Source organism: Jannaschia sp. R86511 (assembly GCF_042466345.1).
Classification (GTDB): Bacteria; Actinomycetota; Actinomycetes; order Actinomycetales; family JBBAYJ01; genus Aquipuribacter.
Window position 1 is genome coordinate 2,135,609 of the sequence record NZ_JAXHCD010000001.1, and the last position, 20,102, is coordinate 2,155,710.

At 73.3% G+C, this 20,102-nt stretch carries 16 protein-coding genes; 14 read left to right on the forward strand and 2 right to left on the reverse strand.

Annotated elements, in window-relative coordinates; all coding sequences use genetic code 11:
* Nucleotides 1-29: 29 nt before the first annotated feature.
* From rpsK to SJY06_RS10165, 8 genes are all read left to right on the forward strand, one after another.
* Nucleotides 30-437, forward strand: coding sequence for a 30S ribosomal protein S11 (gene rpsK / locus SJY06_RS10130; protein WP_340295041.1), 408 nt, complete (start codon nucleotides 30-32; stop codon nucleotides 435-437).
* Between the two features lie 32 nt (nucleotides 438-469).
* Nucleotides 470-1,096 carry a 30S ribosomal protein S4 gene (gene rpsD / locus SJY06_RS10135; RefSeq protein ID WP_380167154.1) on the forward strand — a complete coding sequence of 209 codons (627 nt, stop codon included), beginning with the start codon at nucleotides 470-472 and terminating at the stop codon, nucleotides 1,094-1,096.
* Between the two features lie 86 nt (nucleotides 1,097-1,182).
* The gene (locus SJY06_RS10140; RefSeq protein WP_380167156.1) at nucleotides 1,183-2,247 is read left to right on the forward strand and encodes a DNA-directed RNA polymerase subunit alpha; all 1,065 of its coding nucleotides are present in this window, start codon (nucleotides 1,183-1,185) and stop codon (nucleotides 2,245-2,247) included.
* A 77-nt stretch (nucleotides 2,248-2,324) separates the two neighbouring features.
* Nucleotides 2,325-2,996, forward strand: a complete 672-nt coding sequence (gene rplQ, locus SJY06_RS10145; RefSeq protein WP_380167158.1) for a 50S ribosomal protein L17 — start codon at nucleotides 2,325-2,327, stop codon at nucleotides 2,994-2,996.
* A gap of 17 nt (nucleotides 2,997-3,013) precedes the next feature.
* Nucleotides 3,014-3,907: a tRNA pseudouridine synthase A gene (locus tag SJY06_RS10150; RefSeq protein ID WP_380167160.1), complete on the forward strand. Its 894-nt coding sequence runs from the start codon at nucleotides 3,014-3,016 to the stop codon at nucleotides 3,905-3,907.
* A 31-nt stretch (nucleotides 3,908-3,938) separates the two neighbouring features.
* A complete protein-coding gene (locus tag SJY06_RS10155; RefSeq protein WP_380167162.1) occupies nucleotides 3,939-4,220 on the forward strand; it encodes a hypothetical protein in 282 nt (93 codons plus the stop codon).
* A complete protein-coding gene (locus SJY06_RS10160; protein ID WP_380167164.1) occupies nucleotides 4,217-4,828 on the forward strand; it encodes a hypothetical protein in 612 nt (203 codons plus the stop codon). Before SJY06_RS10155 ends, SJY06_RS10160 begins: the two co-directional genes overlap by 4 nt.
* Before the next feature lie 28 nt (nucleotides 4,829-4,856).
* Nucleotides 4,857-6,098, forward strand: a complete 1,242-nt coding sequence (locus SJY06_RS10165; protein WP_380167166.1) for an aminotransferase class V-fold PLP-dependent enzyme — start codon at nucleotides 4,857-4,859, stop codon at nucleotides 6,096-6,098.
* Here SJY06_RS10165 and SJY06_RS10170 read toward each other — a convergent pair.
* The gene (locus tag SJY06_RS10170) at nucleotides 6,095-7,102 is read right to left on the reverse strand and encodes an aldo/keto reductase (protein ID WP_380167168.1); all 1,008 of its coding nucleotides are present in this window, start codon (nucleotides 7,100-7,102) and stop codon (nucleotides 6,095-6,097) included. The two genes, SJY06_RS10165 and SJY06_RS10170, sit on opposite strands and share 4 nt — an antisense overlap.
* A gap of 68 nt (nucleotides 7,103-7,170) precedes the next feature.
* Between SJY06_RS10170 and SJY06_RS10175 the strand changes: the two genes are divergently transcribed.
* The 6 genes from SJY06_RS10175 (at nucleotide 7,171) to SJY06_RS10200 (ending at nucleotide 19,049) form a co-directional block, all read left to right on the forward strand.
* Entirely contained in the window at nucleotides 7,171-8,910 is a 1,740-nt protein-coding gene (locus SJY06_RS10175; protein WP_380167170.1) for an ABC-F family ATP-binding cassette domain-containing protein, read from the forward strand.
* A gap of 146 nt (nucleotides 8,911-9,056) precedes the next feature.
* Nucleotides 9,057-15,281 (forward strand): pullulanase-type alpha-1,6-glucosidase, encoded by a 6,225-nt coding sequence (pulA, locus tag SJY06_RS10180; RefSeq protein WP_380167172.1) that lies wholly within the window; start codon nucleotides 9,057-9,059, stop codon nucleotides 15,279-15,281.
* Nucleotides 15,282-15,480: 199 nt separating this feature from the next.
* On the forward strand, nucleotides 15,481-15,927 hold the full coding sequence (gene rplM, locus SJY06_RS10185; protein ID WP_380167174.1) for a 50S ribosomal protein L13: 447 nt from the start codon (nucleotides 15,481-15,483) through the stop codon (nucleotides 15,925-15,927).
* A 148-nt stretch (nucleotides 15,928-16,075) separates the two neighbouring features.
* Complete coding sequence (gene rpsI / locus SJY06_RS10190) at nucleotides 16,076-16,495, forward strand: 30S ribosomal protein S9 (protein ID WP_380169693.1); 420 nt, start codon at nucleotides 16,076-16,078, stop codon at nucleotides 16,493-16,495.
* Between the two features lie 35 nt (nucleotides 16,496-16,530).
* Nucleotides 16,531-17,889, forward strand: coding sequence for a phosphoglucosamine mutase (gene glmM / locus SJY06_RS10195; protein ID WP_380167176.1), 1,359 nt, complete (start codon nucleotides 16,531-16,533; stop codon nucleotides 17,887-17,889).
* 86 nt (nucleotides 17,890-17,975) lie between these two features.
* The gene (locus SJY06_RS10200) at nucleotides 17,976-19,049 is read left to right on the forward strand and encodes a GNAT family N-acetyltransferase (protein ID WP_380167178.1); all 1,074 of its coding nucleotides are present in this window, start codon (nucleotides 17,976-17,978) and stop codon (nucleotides 19,047-19,049) included.
* 16 nt (nucleotides 19,050-19,065) lie between these two features.
* Here the strand turns inward: SJY06_RS10200 and coaA are convergent, their stop codons facing one another.
* Nucleotides 19,066-20,070 carry a type I pantothenate kinase gene (gene coaA, locus SJY06_RS10205; protein ID WP_380167180.1) on the reverse strand — a complete coding sequence of 335 codons (1,005 nt, stop codon included), beginning with the start codon at nucleotides 20,068-20,070 and terminating at the stop codon, nucleotides 19,066-19,068.
* Nucleotides 20,071-20,102: the final 32 nt, after the last annotated feature.

The window sequence follows — 20,102 nt, forward strand, 5'->3', positions numbered from 1 at the left end:
GGACCGTCTGAGCAGGAGAGACCAGCCGCATGCCACCCAAGACCCGAGCCGCCTCCGCCGCGCGCAAGCCGCGCCGCAAGGAGCGGAAGAACATCGCCGCGGGCGTCGCCCACATCAAGAGCACCTTCAACAACACCATCGTGTCCATCACGGACCCGGGCGGGAACGTCATCGCCTGGGCCAGCTCGGGCCAGGTGGGGTTCAAGGGCTCCCGCAAGTCCACGCCGTTCGCCGCGCAGATGGCGGCCGAGGCCGCTGCCCGCCGCGCGCAGGAGCACGGCATGAAGAAGGTCGACGTGCTCGTCAAGGGCCCGGGCTCCGGTCGTGAGACCGCGATCCGGTCGCTGACCGCGGCGGGCCTGGAGATCGGTGCGATCTCCGACGTCACGCCGCAGCCGCACAACGGCTGCCGCCCGCCCAAGCGCCGCCGCGTCTGAGCGCCCGAGCCTGAGAAGGAGAGACCACACACATGGCTCGTTACACCGGCCCTGACTGCAAGCGGTGCCGCCGCGAGAAGACCAAGCTGTACCTCAAGGGCGCCAAGTGCGACACGCCCAAGTGCCCGATCGAGATCCGGCCCTACCCGCCGGGTGAGCACGGCCGGGCGCGCACCAAGGAGTCCGAGTACCTGCTCCAGATGCGCGAGAAGCAGAAGATGGCCCGCATCTACGGCGTCCTCGAGAAGCAGTTCCGCAACTACTTCGAGGAGGCGAGCGGCCAGCAGGGCAAGACCGGCGACAACCTGCTCCGCCTGCTCGAGTCCCGTCTGGACAACGTCGTGTACCGCGCCGGCTACGCCAAGAGCCGCAACATGGCTCGCCAGCTGGTCAAGCACGGGCACTTCACCGTCAACGGCCACAAGGTCGACATCCCGAGCTTCCGGGTCAGCGAGCACGACATCGTCGAGGTGCGGCGCTCCAGCGTCGAGATGACCCCGTTCGTCGTGGCTCGCGCCGAGGCCGGGGAGCGCACGGTGCCCGCGTGGCTCCAGGCCAACCCCGACAAGATGCAGATCCTCGTGCACGGCCTCCCGGCCCGTCAGGTGATCGACACCGCGGTCCAGGAGCAGCTGGTCGTGGAGCTGTACTCCAAGTGAGCCCCTGGGGCCGCACCCTGCGGGGTGCGGCCCCTGCACGTCACCCGGGCGTCATATAGCGGTCGCCCCGTCGAAGGAGAACACCAGTGCTCATCGCACAGCGCCCCACCCTGTCCGAGGACGTCGTCGGCGACGCCCGCTCCCGGTTCGTCATCGAGCCGCTCGAGCCCGGCTTCGGCTACACGCTCGGCAACAGCCTCCGTCGCACCCTGCTGTCGTCCATCCCGGGCGCGGCCGTCACGAGCATCCGCATCGACGGCGTGCTCCACGAGTTCTCGACGGTCACGGGCGTCAAGGAGGACGTCACCGAGGTCATCCTGAACCTCAAGGAGCTCGTGGTCTCCAGCGAGTTCGACGAGCCGGTCGTGATGTACCTGCGCAAGCAGGGCCCCGGCCTGGTCACCGCGGCGGACATCGCCCCGCCGGCCGGCGTCGAGGTGCACAACCCCGACCTGGTCATCGCCACCCTGAACGACAAGGGCAAGCTCGAGATCGAGTTCACGGTCGAGCGCGGCCGCGGCTACGTCTCCGCCGCCCAGAACAAGTCCGGCGAGTCCGAGATCGGCCGGATCCCGGTCGACTCGATCTACTCGCCCGTGCGTCGTGTGACCTACAAGGTCGAGGCGACCCGCGTCGAGCAGCGCACGGACTTCGACCGCCTGATCGTCGACGTCGAGACCAAGAGCTCGATCAGCCCGCGTGACGCCATGGCCTCGGCCGGTCGCACCCTGACCGAGCTGTTCGGCCTGGCCCGTGAGCTCAACGTCGAGGCCGAGGGCATCGACATCGGCCCGTCGCCGAACGACGCCGCCCTGGCGGCCGACCTGGCGCTGCCGATCGAGGAGCTGGACCTGACCGTCCGCTCGTACAACTGCCTCAAGCGCGAGGGCATCCACTCCGTCGGCGAGCTCGTGGGCCGGAGCGAGGCGGACCTGCTCGACATCCGCAACTTCGGCGCCAAGTCGATCGACGAGGTCAAGGCCAAGCTCGCGGGTCTGGGCCTGCAGCTCAAGGACAGCCCGCCCGGCTTCGACCCCGCGGCGGCGCTGGCCAACTACACCGAGGACGGCGACGGCGTGGCCGACGACCCCTTCTCCGCGCCCGGCTACGACTCCGACGACACGTCGGCCGTCGAGGACGAGCAGCTCTGACCGACCGTTCTGCAGCCGGCCAGCGCCGCTGACCGGACGCCGGCCCACCCCGGCCCGACCACCGCAAGGAGAACCACATGCCTACCCCCACCAAGGGCCCCCGTCTCGGCGGGGGACCGGCGCACGAGCGGATCATGCTCGCCAACCTGGCGACGTCCCTGTTCGAGCACCGTCGCATCACCACGACGGAGGCCAAGGCCAAGCGCCTGCGCCCCCTGGCCGAGCGCATGGTCACCTTCGCCAAGCGCGGTGACCTGCACGCCCGTCGTCGCGTCATGACGGTGGTCAAGGACAAGAGCGTGGTCCACTTCCTGTTCACCGAGATCGCCCCGCTCGTCGCGGACCGTCCCGGTGGCTACACGCGCATCACCAAGGTGGGTCCCCGCAAGGGCGACAACGCCCCGATGGCCGTCATCGAGCTGGTCCTGGAGCCCTTCAGCCCCAAGGTCGCCACGGTGAAGGAGGCGGAGGCCGCCACCAAGCGGGCGTCCGGCACCAAGGCCGCCCAGTCCGCCCCGGCCGCCGAGGCCGAGGCGGCGACGGCCGACACGGTCGAGGCCGCGTCGACCGGTGACGTGGAGGGGGCCGTGGACGGTGCCGCCCAGGCCGAGGCGGCCGCCGAGGACGCCCGGGAGCAGGACGCCCCGGACGCCGACGCCGCCGAGGCCGACGCGGAGGTCTCCACCGAGATCGCCGAGGACGTCATCGACGAGCCCGACACCAAGGCCGCGGACGACACCAAGGCCTGACGCACCACCCGCAGCCCATGGCTGATGCGCCCGACCACGGACCCGCCGTCGACCCCGACGGCGGGTCCGTGCGTCTGCGTCTGGACCTGGGCTACGACGGCACCGACTTCCGGGGCTGGGCCGTGCAACCGGGGCTGCGCACCGTCGCCGGCGTCGTGGGCGACGCCCTGGCCACGGTGCTGCGGACTGACCCCGACCGGGTCATGCGCACCCTGGCCGTGGCCGGTCGCACCGACGCAGGTGTGCACGCGGCCGCCCAGGTCGCCCACCTCGACGTCGGGCGCGACGTGCTGCAGCGGGCCGGGGGCGTCGTCGGGGTGACCCGACGGCTGCGGGGCATGCTCGCCCCGGACGTCCGGGTGGCGGCCGTGACCGAGGCGCCGCCAGGGTTCGAGGCGCGCTACTCGGCGCTGCGACGGCACTACCGGTACCGGGTCTGCGACCACCCGGCCGGCCCGTACCCGCTGCGCCGGCGGGACACCCTGGCCCACCCGCTGCCGCTGGACCCGGCCGGGATGACCGCGGCCTCCGAGCGGTTGCTCGGCCTGCAGGACTTCGCCGCGTTCTGCCGCCGGCGGGACGGGGCCACCACCATCCGGACGCTGCTCGCCTTCGACTGGGTGCGTGAGGACGACGGCACCGTGGTGGCCTCGATCAGCGCGGACGCGTTCTGCCACTCCATGGTCCGTGCGCTCGTGGGCGCCGTCCTCCCGGTGGGTGACGGCCGCCGGGCGACCGGCTGGCCCCGCGAGGTGCTGCGGGCGGGGGTCCGGGACCCCCGGGTCACCGTGGCCGCGGCCCACGGCCTGACCCTGGTCGGGGTCGACTACCCCGACGCCGCGGGCCTGGCCGTCCGGGCCGCGGAGGCCCGGGCCCGGCGCGACGGCCGGCCGGTGTCAAGAAGAACTTGACGCCGGGTCGACGTCAAGGGAACCTTGACGCATGACCGACACCTCTGCCCTCACCCGGCTCCTGTCCCACCGGCTGCTGCCGGTCGCGCTGCTCGCGGTCGTCGCCGCGGCCGGCCTCACCGCGCTCGTGGTCACCGACGACGCCGCCGACACGGTGCTGGGCGCCGTGGCCGGTGCCGCGACCGTCCTGGCCGTCGCGGCCGCGGTCGTGCAGGCCGTCGTCGCCCGCGCCGAGCGGCAGGCGGCGGACCGCCGGGCCCTGGACGGGCTGGAGCCGCTGCGCGCGGCCCGACGCGACGACCGCAACCCGTGAGCCCCCGTCCCGGCACCGCCGAGCCGCTGCTCGGCCCAGACGACGAGGCGCGGCTGCGGGACGCGGTCACCGACGCCGTCCTGTCGGCCCCTCGCGGCCTGCGCGAGGCCATCGAGCAGGACCCGGAGGCCTCGTTGGCCCTGGTGTCCGCCAGCCGGGTGGCGGCCGAGGAGACGAGCCGGCTGCTGAGCGAGGCCGTGGCCAACGCGCGTGCGGCCGGGCACAGCTGGGACGCCATCGGCCGGCTCATCGGGGTCAGCCGCCAGGCCGCCCAGCAGCGGTTCGGCCCCGCGGGCCCCCCGGCCACCACGGGCCCGGAGCGTCGCGTCGGCGGCGACGGCCCCGAACGCCGCGTGCTGACGCCGCTGACCTTGTTCGACGAGATGGTGGTGCTGGAGCCCGAGGCCCGCCGGGGCTGGCACATGGTCGACTTCGGCCCGCTGTACCTGGTGGTCGAGGCGTCCGACCACGCCTGGCAGCACCGTCGGGCCGTGTGGTCGCCGGCGGCCGCCCGGGCCCTGGCCGAGCAGGGCTGGCAGCTCGTCGGGGGCTGGAGCTTCCCCTGGGGCTACTACAAGCGCCGTCTCGACCTGCCCGCCGAGCCGTGACCCGACGAAGTGCTGCGATGATCCCGGGATGAGCGAGCCGGACCCCGACCTGCTGGACCCCGAGGCCATGGACGCCCACGCCCTGGACGCCGCGGACCCGCTGGCCCGGTTCCGTCGCGAGCTGGTCGTCGACGACGACCCGGTGGTCTATCTGGACGGCAACTCGCTGGGCCGGGCGCCGCGTCGCACCCTCGAGCGGCTCGACCGGCTGTACCGGCAGGAGTGGGCCGTCGGCCTGATCCGCAGCTGGGAGCACTGGGTCGACCTGCCGGAGCAGGTGGGCGACGAGCTGGGGGCCGCGGTGCTGGGGGCGGCCGCCGGGCAGACCGTGGTGGCCGACTCCACCAGCGTGCTGCTGTACAAGGCGCTGCACGCCGCGGCCGCGCTGCGCCCCGACCGCGACGAGCTGGTGGTGCTCGGCGGCGACTTCCCGACCGACGCCCACCTGGCCACCGCGGTGGCGCGGGCGCGGGGCCTGCGGCTGCGCACCGTCGCGCCGCGACCGCCGGAGCCCGTCACGGCGGCCGACGTCGCCGCGGTCGCCGGCCCGCGGACGGCGTGCGTGCTGCTCAGCCTGGTCGACTACCGCAGCGCGGCCCTGGCCGACCTGGCGGCGGTGACCGCGGCCGTGCACGCCGCCGGCGCCGTGGTGGTGTGGGACCTGTCGCACGCGGCCGGCGCGGTGCCGGTGCACCTGGACCGGGACGGGGCGGACCTGGCCGTGGGCTGCACCTACAAGTACCTCAACGCGGGCCCGGGCGCCCCGGCCTACCTGTACGCCGCGGCCCGGCACCACGACCGCCTCGTCAACCCCGTGCCCGGCTGGTTCGGGGCGGCGGACGTGTTCGCCATGGCCCCCGAGCACGTCCCCGCCCCCGGGGTGCGCCGGATGCTGTCGGGCACCCCGCCGGTGCCCGGCCTGGTGGCGGTGCAGGAGGGCGTGCGGCTCGTGGCCGAGGCCGGGGTGGCGGCGGTCCGCGACAAGAGCGTCCTGCTGACCCGGTTCGCCGTGGCGCGCGCCCGGCGGGACCTGGTCCCGCTGGGTTGGCGGGTCGCCTCGCCCCCCGACGGCTCCCGACGCGGCAGCCACGTCGTGCTCGCCGGGCCGGGAGCCGAGTCCCTGGTCCGGCGGGCCACGGCCCGCGGCGTGGTCGCGGACTTCCGCCACCCCGACCTCGTCCGGCTGGGGCTGTCGCCGCTCAGCACGTCCTTCGCCGAGCTGTCGCTCGGGATGGACGTGCTGGCGGAGCTGGCGACGACGCCGGCCTAGGTGCGCTCGGGGTCCGCCGTCACCGTGGCGTAGGGGTAGGGGAGCGGACGTGCGCTGGCCTCGTCGAGCGCCTGCGCCTGCTCGGCCGACAGCTGCCAGCCCACCGCCCCCAGGTTGGCCTCCAGGTGCGCCATGGTGCGCGCGCCCAGGATGGGTGCGACGACGCCGGGCCGGCCCAGCAGCCAGGCCAGGGCGACCTGGGCCACGGTGCGGCCGGTCTGCTCGGCGACCTGGTCCATCACGTCCAGCAGGTGCCAGGTCCGGTCGTTGGCGTAGGCGTCCCACGACTCGCCCCAGCCCTGCTTGGCGGCCTCGTCCAGGCGGGTGTCGGCCGGCGGGCCCGACATGTCCCGGCGGTAGCGTCCGGTCAGCCAGCCGCCCCGCAGCGGGCTCCAGGGCAGGATCCCGAGCCCCTCGTTGCGGCTGACCGGCACCAGCTCCCACTCCAGCTCGCGGTCCAGCAGGTTGTACAGCGCCTGCAGGCTGACGAAGCCCTCCCAGCCGTGGGCGGCCGCGGTGTCCACGGCCTTCTGCAGCTGCCAGCCGGAGTAGTTGCTGGCTCCCAGGTACCGGACCTTGCCGTCCTGCACGAGGCGGTCCAGCGCCGAGAGCGTCTCCTCCAGCGCCGTCGCGCCGTCCCAGGCGTGCACCTGGTAGAGGTCGACGTGGTCGGTCTGCAGCCGGCGGAGGCTGTTCTCGACCGAGCGCACGATGTGTCCGCGGGACAGCCCCTGGTCGTTGGGGCCCTCGCCCATCGGGAAGCGCACCTTGGTCGCGACCACGACGCGTTCCCGGGGGCCCTTCGCCAGCCAGCGGCCCAGGATCTCCTCGCTGGTGCCCTGGCCGTAGACGTCCGCGGTGTCCACGAACGTGCCGCCCGCGTCGACGAACGCGTCGAGCATGGCGTGGCTGGTGGCCTCGTCGGTCTCGCGGCCGAACGTCATGGCGCCCAGGCACAGCTCGCTGACCTTGAGGCCGCTACGGCCCAGGAATCGGTATCGCATGATCGCGACGCTAACGGCGCGACAACCACGTTGCCACCGGGTGCCCGTGGGGGTCATGCTCGCGCCCCGTGGGTCATGTCGACGTCGTCCAGGTCGGGTTCGGGCTGCCTGACGGCAGGCCGCTGCTGTCGGAGGTCTCCTTCCGGGTCCCGGAGGGGCTGACCACGGCGCTGGTGGGACCCAACGGTGTGGGCAAGACGACGCTGCTGCGTCTGGTGACGGGGCGGCTGCAGCCGGACACCGGCTCCGTGGTGCACTCCGGCGGCCTGGGCGTGATGTCGCAGTTCGTGGGCCGGGTCGGCCGCGGCGGGGGGACCGGTGACGACGGGGTGGCGCCCGACGCCGACGGCGTGGTCACCGTCGAGCGGCTGCTGCGCTCGGTCGCCCCGCCGCGGGCCCGGGCGGCCGGGCACGCCGTGGACGACACCGAGCTGGCCCTGATGGACGACGACAGCGAGCCGGCCCAGCTGCGCTACGCCCAGGCGCTCGCCGACTACGGCGACGCCGGTGGCTACGAGCTGGAGAACACCTGGGACCGCTGCTGCCAGGCGGCCCTCGGCGTGGGCTGGGAGCGGGCGCGCGGGCGCGACGTGGCCACGCTGTCGGGCGGGGAGCAGAAGCGGCTGGTGCTGGAGGCCCTGCTGCGAGGCCCGGACGAGGTGCTCGTGCTCGACGAGCCGGACAACTACCTGGACGTGCCGGGCAAGACCTGGCTGGAGGAGCAGCTGCGGGCCACCGGCAAGGCCGTCCTGCTCGTCTCGCACGACCGGGAGCTGCTGGCCCGCGCGGCCGACCGCGTCGTCACGCTGGAGCCGGGGGCGGCGGGGGCCGGTGCCTGGGTGCACGGCGGCGGCTTCGCCACCTGGCACGCCGCCCGCGAGGACCGCAACACCCGGCTGGAGGAGCTGCACCGCCGCTGGGACGAGGAGCGCGAGAAGCTGGTCGCCCTCGTGCTGCGCTACAAGGTCAAGGCGGCGTTCAACGACGGCCTGGCCTCGCAGTACCAGGCGGCGCAGACCCGGCTGCGCAAGTTCGAGGAGGCGGGCCCGCCGCAGGCCCTGCCCCAGCAGCAGCAGGTGACGATGCGGCTGCGGGGCGCCCGCACGGGCAAGCGGGCCGTCGTCGCGGAGCAGCTGCGGCTGCGCACCCCCGATGGGCAGCAGCTGGTGGAGCCGTTCGACCTGGAGGTCTGGTTCGGCGACCGGGTGGCCGTGCTGGGCTCCAACGGCTCGGGCAAGTCGCACCTGCTGCGGCTGCTGGCCGCGGGCGGCACCGACCCCGCCCCGGAGCACCGACCCGTCGGCCCGCCGCAGCCGCCCGTGCGGCACGACGGCTCCGTTCGGCTGGGGGCGCGGGTCCGGCCCGGCTGGTTCGCCCAGACCAACGACGCGCCGCACCTGGCCGGGCGCACGCTGCTGGAGGTGCTGCACCGCGGCGACGAGCACCGCGACGGCCTGCCGCGCGAACCGGCCAGCCGGGTGCTCGACCGCTACGGCCTGGCCCGGGCGGCCGAGCTGCGCTACGAGGTGCTGTCGGGCGGGCAGCAGGCCCGCTTCCAGATCCTGCTGCTCGAGCTGTCCGGCTGCACGCTGCTGCTGCTGGACGAGCCGACCGACAACCTCGACCTCGACTCGGCCGAGGCGCTGGAGCAGGGCCTGGCCGGCTTCGAGGGGACGGTGCTGGCGGTGACGCACGACCGCTGGTTCGCCCGGGGCTTCGACCGGTTCGTGGTGGTGGGCGCCGACGGGCGGGTCACCGAGGTGCCCGAACCGGTGTGGGACGTGGGGCGGGTCGACCGGGTGCGCTGACGGTCGTCAGGGGTATCTCCCCCTGCGCAAGACCTTGCGCAATCTTTCGTCGACCAAGGGCTTGTGATCGCGCAATTGCGTGTCTACCGTCTGGGTGCGACCGGTTTGCCCTGTCCGGACGCAGGCCCTCAAAGTCGAGGAGACACATGAGCCCGACCGCCCCCCGCCGCACCACCCCCACGCGTGCCGTCCGGTCCCTCCGCGCGGTCGCCGTCGCGGCCGCGGCCGCGCTGCTCGTCCCGCTGGTCGGTGCTGCGCCCGCCGCCGCCGACCTCGGTGCCGCGCCCGCCGCCGCCGGCCTCGGAGCCGCACCGACGTCGGTCACCGGTGACGCCGGGGCGATCGACCCCGCGATCCTGGACCTGGCCCGACCGAGCCTGCGCGAGGACCTGACCGACGAGGTCTTCTACTTCGTGCTCCCGGACCGGTTCCACGACGCCGACCCGACGAACAACACGGGCGGGCTGGAGGGCGGCCCGCTGGAGACCGGGTACGACCCGACCGACTACGGCTTCTTCCACGGCGGCGACCTGGCCGGCCTGCTGGAGAAGATGGACTACCTGCAGGGCATGGGCGTCACCGCGATCTGGATGGCGCCGGTGTTCAAGAACCAGCCCGTCCAGGGCGACGGCGTGGGGGAGACCTCGGCCGGCTACCACGGCTACTGGACGGTGGACTACACGCAGATCGACCCGCACTTCGGCACCAACGCCGAGCTCGAGGCCCTCATCGACGAGGCGCACTCGCGGGACATGAAGGTGTTCTTCGACATCATCACCAACCACACCGCGGACGTCATCAAGTACCAGGAGGACGTCTACAGCTACGTCGCGAAGTCGGCCGAGCCGTACCGGGACGCCGACGGCGTGGAGTTCGACGACCGCGCCTTCGCGGGCACCGAGGACTTCCCCGAGCTCGACGTCGAGACCAGCTTCCCCTACACGCCCTTCGTCCCCGAGGGGGCGCCGGTCAAGACGCCGGACTGGCTGAACGACCCGACGATGTACCACAACCGCGGTGACAGCTCCTTCGCCGGCGAGAACTCCGTGTACGGCGACTTCTTCGGCCTCGACGACCTGTTCACCGAACGGCCCGAGGTCGTCGAGGGCATGATCGACATCTTCGAGCCCTGGGTCGACCGCGGGGTCGACGGGTTCCGCATCGACACGATGAAGCACGTCAACGTCGAGTTCTGGCAGCAGTGGGCGCCCGCGATCGAGACCTACGCGAAGGAGGACGTCGGCAACGAGGACTTCTTCATGTTCGGCGAGGTGTTCAGCGCCAACGAGGAGCTGCTGTCGATGTTCACCACGAAGGGCGAGGTCCAGGCGGTCCTCGACTTCGGCTTCCAGGACGCCGCCACGGGCTTCGCCGCCCGCGGGGCCGCCGCGACGACGATGAGCGACTTCTTCGCCGCCGACGACCTGTACATCGACGCCGACTCCAACGCGTACTCCCTGCCGACGTTCCTCGGCAACCACGACATGGGCCGGATCGGCACGTTCATCGCGGCCGGCAACCCGGGTGCCACCGACGAGGAGATGCTGGCCCGGGACCGGCTCGCGCACTCCCTGATGTACTTCTCGCGCGGCATGCCGGTCGTCTACTCCGGCGACGAGCAGGGCTTCACGGGGGAGGGCGGCGACAAGCTCGCCCGCCAGGACCTGGACCCGACGCAGACCGAGCTGTACGAGGACGACGACCAGATCGGCACCGACGCCACCCCGGCCGACGACAACTTCGACACCACGCACCCGCTGTACACCACGCTCAAGGACCTCGCTGAGGTCAAGCGGGACCACGTCGCGCTGCGCTCCGGCGCCCAGCTGCCCCGCTACGCGGCCGACGGGCCGGGCGTCCTCGCCTTCTCGCGCGTGGACCGCGAGGAGCGGGTCGAGCACCTGGTCGTCACCAACAACGCGGAGGACGCCAGCGAGGTGTCCTTCGCCACCGGGACGCCCGGGGCGACCTTCACCCCGCTCTGGTCCACCGGCGAGGCCACCCCGCTGACCGCCGCGGCGGACGGCGCGGTCACCGTGTCGGTGCCGGCGCTCGGCTCGGCGGTCTACGTCGCGTCGACCACGATGCCCGTCAGCGAGGCCGCCCCCGGCATCACGGTGCAGCCGACCGACGTCATCGACTTCGACCTGGACGGGCAGACCCGTGAGGCCCAGGTGTTCGAGGCCACCCTCGACCGCGACCTCTACGCCGAGGTCAGCTTCGTCAGCCGGGTCGACGGCGGCGAGTGGACCTACGCCGGCACCGACGACAACGCCCCCTACCGCGTGACGATCGACACCGAGGAGCTCGCGGCCGGCACCACCGTCGAGGTGGCCGCGGTCGTCGACGACATGGCCGGGCACACGGCCGGCGCGCAGAGCCCGGTCGTCACCGTGGCCGAGGAGCCGCAGGCACCGGTCGGTGGCCTGCAGGACCACCTGGTCGTCCACTACCCGGAGACGGCGGACGTCGACGACGTCAGCCTGTGGACCTTCGGCGACATCGAGCCCGGCCTGATGGACGGACGCACCTACCCCGACGGCCTGGAGTGGAACGGCGAGGACGACTACGGCGTCTTCCGCCACATCGCCACGGACACCTCCGACGGCGCCAACCAGGACATCGGGCTCATCGCGGTGGACTCGGCCGGCAACAAGCAGGGCACCCAGGACGACCGGTTCGTCAACCCGTCCCTCACCCCGGAGGTCTGGCTGCGGCCGGACAGCGCCGAGGTGTTCACCAGCGAGGCCGCGGCCCAGGGCTTCGCGACCGTGCACTACCAGCGCCCCGACGGCGACTACGACGGCTGGGGCCTGCACGTCTGGGGCGACGCCCCCGTGACCGGGACCGAGTGGAGCTCGCCGCTGCCCCCCACGGGCGTCGACGAGTTCGGGGCCTACTGGGACGTGCCCGTCGACGACGTCGACGCCGCGCTCAACTTCATCGTCCACTCCGGCGACGAGAAGGACCCGGGCCCGGACCAGACGCTGGTGCCGTCGCAGCAGGCCGACGTGTTCGTCGTCTCCGGCGACGAGACCCTGTACGAGACCGCCGCCGCGGCGCAGGACCTCGCCGTCCTGCACTACACCCGCCCGGCGGGCGACTACGACGGCTGGGGCCTGCACACCTGGACCGGCTCGGCGAACCCGACCGAGTGGGCCGACCCGCTGCCGCCCGTCGCGACCGACCGCTTCGGCCAGGTCTACGAGGTCCCGCTCGTGGACGACGCGACGCTCCTCAACTACATCCTCCACAAGGGAGACGAGAAGGACCTGCCCGAGGACCAGGCGCTCGACCTGGTGAGCATCGGTCACGAGGTCTGGATCATCGCCGCCGAGGAGGGGTACCTGCTGCCCGTGCAGGCCGGGGCGTCGGGTGAGCCGGGAGACCTCGCGACCAGCGAGGCCCAGTGGCTGACCGAGGGCGTCATCGCGTGGGACGTCGACGACGCCGACGCGACCTACTCGCTGCACAGCGCGGCCGACGGCGGGCTCGAGCTCGTCGCCGGTGGCGTCGACGGGGGTGACTCCGTCGAGCTGGAGCTGCTGTCCACCGACCTGCCGGCCGACCTGGCCGCGAAGTACCCGCACCTGGCCGGTTACGCCGCGCTCGGCGTGCCGGACGACGTGGACGCGGCCGCCGTCCTGAAGGGCGCGCTCGCGGTGTCCGCCGTCAAGGGCGGGGTCCGCACCGGTGCGACCGGGGTGCAGGTCCCCGGCGTGCTCGACGACCTGTACTCCGACGGCGCCCGTGAGGCCGACCTCGGGGTCGCCTTCGACGGCGACGTCCCGACGATCAGCCTGTGGGCCCCGACGGCCCGCTCGGTCACGCTGCACCGCTTCACCGACCCCGAGGCCCCGGCCCCGGGCGAGACCACGGCGATGACCCTCGACGGGTCGACCGGCGTCTGGTCGGTGACTGGCGAGCCCGGCTGGGACCGGCAGTTCTACCTCTTCGAGGTCGAGGTCTACGTGCCCTCGACCGGGGCGGTCGAGCGCAACGTGGTCACCGACCCCTACTCGCTGAGCCTGTCGGCCAACTCCACGAAGTCGCAGGTCGTGCGGCTCGCCGACGCCGACCTGCAGCCCGAGGGCTGGTCGGCCCTCGGCACCCGGGCCCCGGCCACCCCGGAGGAGATCAACCTCTACGAGCTCCACGTCCGGGACTTCTCCATCAGCGACGAGACGGTTCCGGAGGAGATGCGCGGCACCTACAAGGCGTTCACCCGGTCAGGCTCGGACGGCATGACGCACCTGCGCGAGCTCGCCGAGGCGGGCCTGACGACGGTGCACCTGCTGCCGACGTTCGACATCGCGACCATCGAGGAGGTGCGGTCGGCGCAGGCCGAGCCGCAGATCCCGGCCGGCGCGGCGCCCGACTCGACGGAGCAGCAGGCCGCGGTGGCCGCGGTGGCCGGCGAGGACGGCTTCAACTGGGGCTACGACCCGTTCCACTACACGACGCCGGAGGGCTCCTACGCGACCGACCCCCAGGGGACGACCCGCATCACCGAGTACCGCGAGATGGTGCAGTCCCTCAAGGAGACCGAGCTCGGGGTGGTGGTCGACGTCGTCTACAACCACACGACCAGCTCCGGCCAGGCCGACACCTCCGTCCTGGACAAGGTCGTGCCCGGCTACTACCAGCGCCTGCTCGAGGACGGCACGGTCGCGACCAGCACCTGCTGCGCCAACACCGCCACCGAGCACGTGATGATGGAGAAGCTCATGGTCGACTCCGTCGTCACCTGGGCCACGGAGTACAAGGTCGACGGCTTCCGCTTCGACCTGATGGGTCACCACTCCAAGGCCAACATGCTCGCCGTGCGGGAGGCGCTGGACGCGCTGACGCTCGAGGCCGACGGTGTGGACGGTGAGAGCATCTACGTCTACGGCGAGGGCTGGAACTTCGGCGAGGTCGCGGACGACGCCCGGTTCGAGCAGGCCACCCAGGCCAACATGGCCGGCACCGGCATCGGGACGTTCAACGACCGGCTCCGTGACGCCGTGCGCGGCGGCGGGCCCTTCGACGAGAACCCCCGGGTCCAGGGCCTCGGCTCGGGTCTGCTCACCGACCCCAACGGGGACCCGGTCAGCGGCGCGGACGCCGCGGCCCAGCGCGAGCGGCTGCTGCTCAACATGGACCAGGTCAAGGTGGGGATGGCCGGCAACCTGGCCGACTACACCTTCGTCGACCGCACCGGCGCCACCGTGACCGGCAAGGACGTCGACTACAACGGCGCCCCGACCGGCTACACGGCCGACCCGCAGGAGAACATCCTGTACGTCTCCGCCCACGACAACGAGACGCTGTTCGACTCGCTCGCCCTCAAGCTGCCCCAGGGCAGCGCGATGGCGGACCGGGTCCGCATGCAGCAGCTCTCGCTGTCCACGGTGGCCCTCGGCCAGGGGGTGTCGTTCTTCCACGCGGGGACCGACATGCTCCGCTCGAAGTCCCTGGACCGCAACAGCTACGACTCCGGCGACTGGTTCAACACGCTCGACTTCTCCTACGAGTCCAACAACTTCGGGGTCGGCCTGCCGCCGACGCCGGACAACGAGGACAAGTGGCCGTACATGGCCCCGCTGCTCGCCGACCCGGCCCTGGAGCCGGCCCCGGCGGACATCGAGGCCTCGGTCGAGCGGTTCCGCGACCTGCTCGCGGTGGCGGGCTCGTCGCCGCTGTTCTCGCTGACCACCGCCGAGCAGGTGCAGCAGAAGCTGTCCTACCTGGACGGCAGCGAGGTCCCCGGCCTCATCGTCATGCAGCTCGACGACACGGCGGGCGAGCCGGTCGACGACTCGCTCGAGCGCATCGTCACCGTGTTCAACGCCACGGCCACCGAGCAGGTCTGGACGGCCGACCAGCTCGTCGACGCCGGGCTCGCCCTCAGCCCGGTGCAGGCCGGCGGGGCGGACCCGGTGGTCAAGGGCGCGACCTTCGACGGGGCCACCGGCACCTTCACGGTGCCGGCCCGGACGACCGCCGTGTTCGTCGAGCGCACGCCGGTCACGGTCGAGGTCGAGGTCCGCGACGGCAACCGGCCGGCCCCCGTCAACCCCCGCAGCCGCGGCGTCATGCCCGTCGTGGTGCTGTCCCAGGACGGTGTCGACCCGGTGGCCGACGTGGACGTGGCCAGCCTGCGGTTCGGGGTGGCCGGGACGGAGGACTCCGTCGAGTCCTGCGCCGCCACCGGGGACCGCAACTCCGACGGGGTGCGCGACCTGCTCTGCCGGGCCCGCGTGCAGGCCACCGGTGTGGTGCCCGGCACCACGCAGCTGCTCCTCACCGGCACCACGGTGGACGGAGCGCCGCTGAGCGGCACGGCCGCCGTGAGGACCATCGGTGCCTCGGGCGGGGGGCGGACGTGACACCCTGAGCAGAAGTCCCGTGGGTGCGGCCGCGGGGGCCCGAGGCGTTTTGACCCCGGGTGCCCGCGGCCCGTATCTTTGGGCGCTGTTGCGTGCACGCACCGCGTGCCCGCCCGCTCCGCCACCAGGCGGGCCCCCTGGGCCTGCCGCCCACGGCGAGCGAATCAATCGGACGAGACCGGCTGGACGAGGTAGCACTGTGCGCACGTACACCCCCCGACACGACGACGTCGAGCGTCGCTGGCACGTCATCGACGCATCGGACGTCGTGCTCGGCCGGCTCGCCAGCCAGGTCGCGCAGTTGCTGCGCGGCAAGCACAAGGCCGTCTACGCGCCGCACGTCGACACCGGTGACTTCGTCGTCATCATCAACGCCGAGAAGGTCGCCCTGACCGGCAACAAGCGCGAGCAGAAGCTGGCCTACCGGCACAGCGGCTACCCGGGTGGCCTCAAGTCCATGGGCTACGTCGAGATGCTCTCCACCAAGCCCACCCGCGCGGTCGAGAAGGCCATCGCGGGCATGCTGCCCAAGACCACCCTGGGCCGTCAGATGCTGGGCAAGCTCAAGGTCTACGCCGGCCCGGAGCACCCCCACGCGGCCCAGAAGCCGCAGCCGTTCGAGATCACGCAGATCGCGCAGCAGTGACGCGACCCGCCCTTCACGCTCACCCTGAGCACAGCCTGAGGAAGTAGGACTACCCGTGGTCGACGTCACCACCGACGCACCCGAGACCGACACCGCCACCGACGAGGCTCCCGAGGAGTTCTCCGGCACCTACACGACCGAGTCGGTCGTGGAGGTCAAGAGCGGCGGCCAGAGCATCACGGCCCCCGGCGCGGCCGTGGGTCGGCGCAAGAAGGCCATCGCGCGCGTGCGCATCGTCCCCGGCTCCGGCCAGTGGACGCTCAACGGCCGCACCCTCGAGGACTACTTCCCGAACAAGGTCCACCAGCAGGAGGTCAACGACCCCTTCACGGTGACCGAGACCGAGGGTCGCTTCGACGTCATCGCGCGCATCGGCGGTGGCGGGCCCTCCGGCCAGGCCGGCGCCCTGCGCCTGGCGATCGCGCGCTCCCTCAACGGCATCGACGTCGAGGCCAACCGCGCCACGCTCAAGAAGGCCGGCTTCCTGACCCGCGACCCGCGTGCGGTCGAGCGGAAGAAGGCCGGGCTCAAGAAGGCCCGCAAGGCTCCCCAGTACAGCAAGCGCTGACCGGTCGGTCAGGGGCAGGGCTCGGCGGTCGCGGCATGGCGAGGATCTTCGGCACGGACGGTGTCCGTGGCAGGGCCAACGTCGACGTCACCGCCGAGCTCGCCCTCGACCTGTCCGTCGCGGCGGCGCACGTGCTGGTCGAGGGTCGGCCGGACACCGGTGTCCGGCCGCGGGCCCTGGTGGCCCGCGACCCGCGGGCCTCGGGGGAGTTCCTGGGCGCGGCCGTCACCGCCGGCCTGGCCAGCGCCGGCATGGACGTCTTCGACGCCGGCGTGCTGCCCACGCCGGGCCTGGCCCACCTGGTGGCCACCCGGGACGACGTCGACCTGGGCGTGATGCTGTCGGCGTCGCACAACCCGATGCCCGACAACGGGATCAAGTTCTTCGACCGCTTCGGCCACAAGCTCGCCGACGACGTCGAGGACGCCATCGCCGAGCTGGCGGGCAAGCCGTGGCAGCGCCCGGTCGGCGCCGGGGTCGGCCGCGTGCGGCGCGACCACGGGGCCGCCCGGGCCTACGCCGAGCACTGCGTCGCCTCGCTGCCGGGGACCATGCCCCTGGAGGGCGTGCGGGTGGTCGTCGACTGCGCCCACGGCGCGGCGTCCGAGGCGGGCCCGCTCGCGCTGCGGGCCGCGGGGGCCACGGTCCACGTCATCGGGGCCGAGCCGGACGGGCTCAACATCAACGACGGCATCGGGTCCACCCACCTGGCCCCGCTGCAGGCGGCCGTGGTGGCCCACGGCGCCGACCTGGGCGTCGCCTTCGACGGTGACGCCGACCGCTGCCTGGCCGTCGACCACACCGGTGCCGTCGTGGACGGGGACCAGATCCTGGCCGTGCTGGCCCTGGCCCTGCGCGAGGCCGGCCGGCTGCACGAGGACACGGTCGTGGCCACCGTCATGAGCAACCTGGGCCTGCGACTGGCGCTGGAGGGCGAGGGCATCCGCCTGGTCACCACCGCCGTCGGCGACCGGTACGTCCTGGAGGCCATGCGCCAGAACGGCTGGTCCCTGGGCGGCGAGCAGTCCGGCCACGTCGTGCTGCCGCGCTGGAACACCACGGGCGACGGCCTGCTCACGGCCCTGCAGCTGGCGCACCGGGTGGCCACCACCGGGCGTTCGCTGGCCGACCTGGCCGGCGTCGTCACGCGGCTGCCCCAGGTGCTCGTCAACGTCCCCGGGGTGGACCGGAGCCGGGTCGGCTCGGACCTGAGCGTGGGGGTGGCCGTGGCCGAGGCGGAGGCCGAGCTGGGTCGCAGCGGGCGGGTCCTGCTGCGCGCGTCGGGCACCGAGCCCCTGGTGCGCGTCATGGTCGAGGCGCCGGACCTGCCCAGCGCCCAGCGCCACGCCGACGCCATCGCCGCGGTCGTGGCGCGGGAGCTCGCGCTCGTCTGAGCCCGGGACGCCGGACCCGGTCGCCCGTCCTCGGTCGTCGCGAAAACCCCTTGCCCGGCGGTCCGCGGGCGCGGACCGTGTATGTCGTGACCACCACCGCACAGCTCCTGCGGGTCGACCCCGGCTCGCCGCACTTCGCCGGCCTGGTGGACCTGATGGCCCAGGTCGACCGGGAGACGGTCGGCGACGCCTGCGAGCCCTACGACGTCGACTACGAGGCCGCGTCGTGGACCACGGCCAACGGTCGCAACGCCGGTTGGGTCGTCGTCACCGACGGTGCCGTCGTCGGCTTCGCCAAGGCCTACCTGCCCGACCGCGACAACACGCACGCCGTCGAGCTGGAGCTGGGCACGGCGCCCGGGCACCGCGGCCACGGCCACGGCCGGGCGCTGCTCGCCGCGGTGTCCGAGCTCGCCCGTGCCGAGGGCCGCGACACCCTGATGTCGGGGACGGGGTTCCGGCCGGAGCCCGAGGCGGCCTGGGCCCTGCACGAGCAGGCGGTGCGCGACGACGCGGTCACCCGCCGACCGGTGCCGGGAGCGGTGCTGGGCGTGTCGTTCGCGCGGGCCAGCGGGGCCGACCTGGTCCAGACCGAGGTCCGCAGCCAGGTCGTGCTGCCGGTGCCCGCGGACGTGCTGGCCCGTCAGGACGCCGAGGTGCAGGCCCACGCCGGGGCGTACACCACCCGCACCTGGCTCGGGGCCTGTCCCGAGGAGCTCATGGTGGACCGGGCCGCGCTGGCGGCCCGGATGGACACCGACCCGCCCCTGGGCGACATGGACTGGCGGCCCGGGGTCTGGGACGCCGACCGGATGCGCGACACCTATGCGGACTGGCAGCGGCGCGGCCTGCAGATGGTCGGCGCGGGGGCCGTGGCCGCGGACGGCCGGATGGTGGCCTTCAGCGAGATGGGCCGCGACCGGCGCAACCCGCTGCTGGCCTACCAGTTCGACACCATCGTCGACCCCGACCACCGCGGCCACCGGCTGGGGATGCTGGTCAAGCAGGCGGCGCTGCGCCGGCTGGGTGAGGCCATGGCCGAGGTGGAGCGGGTGCAGACCTGGAACGCGCTGGAGAACGGCCCGATGCTGCGGGTCAACCGGGCGATGGGGTTCGTGCCGGTGGGCCTGTACTCGCTCTACCAGCTCAAGCTGACCTGAGCCCGGGGACCGGGGCTCAGACCTTGCGCAGCCGGACCCGGCGCACCGAGTGGTCCGGGCCCTTGGTCAGGACCAGGCTGGCCCGCCCCCGGGTCGGCAGCACGTTCTCCCGCAGGTTGCGCTCGTTGATGTCGCGCCAGATCCGCTCGGCGGTCGAGCGGGCCTCGTCGTCGGACAGGTCGGCGTAGCGCCGGAAGTACGACTCCTCCCGGGCGAACGCGGTCTGCCGCAGCCGCAGGAACCGCTCGACGTACCAGGTGCGGACGTCGTCGACCCGGGCGTCGACGTAGATCGAGAAGTCGAAGAAGTCGCTGACCGCGACCCCCTGCCGCCCTTCGCTTCGCACCCGGGCCGGCTGCAGCACGTTGAGGCCCTCCACCACGAGGATGTCCGGACGCCGGACCGTCACCTGGGCGCCCGGCACGATGTCGTAGGTGAGGTGCGAGTACACCGGGGCGGTGACCTTGGCCCGGCCCGACTTGACCGCCTGCACGAACCGCAGCAGCGCCCGCCGGTCGTAGGACTCGGGGAAGCCCTTGCGCCCCATCAGCCCCCGCCGCTCCAGCTCGGCGTTGGGGTACAGGAAGCCGTCCGTGGTGACCAGCTCCACCCGCGGCGTGCCGGGCCAGCGGGCCAGCATCTCGCGCAGCAGCCGGGCGGTGGTGGACTTGCCGACGGCCACCGAGCCGGCGACGCCGATGACGTAGGGCGTGCGCGCGGGCGGCGTCTCGCCCAGGAACGTGGACGTGGCCTCGCGCAGGCCGTCGTTGGCCTCGACGTAGAGCGTGAGCAGGCGCGACAGCGGCAGGTACACCTCCTCCACCTCGTGCAGGTCCACCCGGTCGCCCAGGCCCTGCAGCCGGACCACGTCGGAGGCGCTCAGCGTCATCGGGGTGCTGCGCCGCAGCCGGCTCCAGGCCGCCCGGTCGAACTCCACGAAGGGCGAGGACGCCGCCGGGTCCTCGACCGGGGTCGGCGTCCCGGGCGGCGCGGCGGGGACGTCCGGGACGGCGGGGAGCACCGGTCCATCCTGCCGCGCGGCGGCGGCGTGCG

What these genes read in the sequence shown, in the direction of transcription:
- rpsD (WP_380167154.1), top strand. Translation starts at nt 470, where the DNA reads ATGGCTCGTTACACCGGCCCTGACTGCAAGCGGTGCCGCCGCGAGAAG.
- SJY06_RS10150 (WP_380167160.1), top strand. Translation starts at nt 3,014, where the DNA reads ATGGCTGATGCGCCCGACCACGGACCCGCCGTCGACCCCGACGGCGGG.
- pulA (WP_380167172.1), top strand. Translation starts at nt 9,057, where the DNA reads ATGAGCCCGACCGCCCCCCGCCGCACCACCCCCACGCGTGCCGTCCGG.
- SJY06_RS10165 (WP_380167166.1), top strand. Translation starts at nt 4,857, where the DNA reads ATGAGCGAGCCGGACCCCGACCTGCTGGACCCCGAGGCCATGGACGCC.
- SJY06_RS10155 (WP_380167162.1), top strand. Translation starts at nt 3,939, where the DNA reads ATGACCGACACCTCTGCCCTCACCCGGCTCCTGTCCCACCGGCTGCTG.
- glmM (WP_380167176.1), top strand. Translation starts at nt 16,531, where the DNA reads ATGGCGAGGATCTTCGGCACGGACGGTGTCCGTGGCAGGGCCAACGTC.
- SJY06_RS10170 (WP_380167168.1), bottom strand. Translation starts at nt 7,102, where the DNA reads ATGCGATACCGATTCCTGGGCCGTAGCGGCCTCAAGGTCAGCGAGCTG.
- rplQ (WP_380167158.1), top strand. Translation starts at nt 2,325, where the DNA reads ATGCCTACCCCCACCAAGGGCCCCCGTCTCGGCGGGGGACCGGCGCAC.
- rpsK (WP_340295041.1), top strand. Translation starts at nt 30, where the DNA reads ATGCCACCCAAGACCCGAGCCGCCTCCGCCGCGCGCAAGCCGCGCCGC.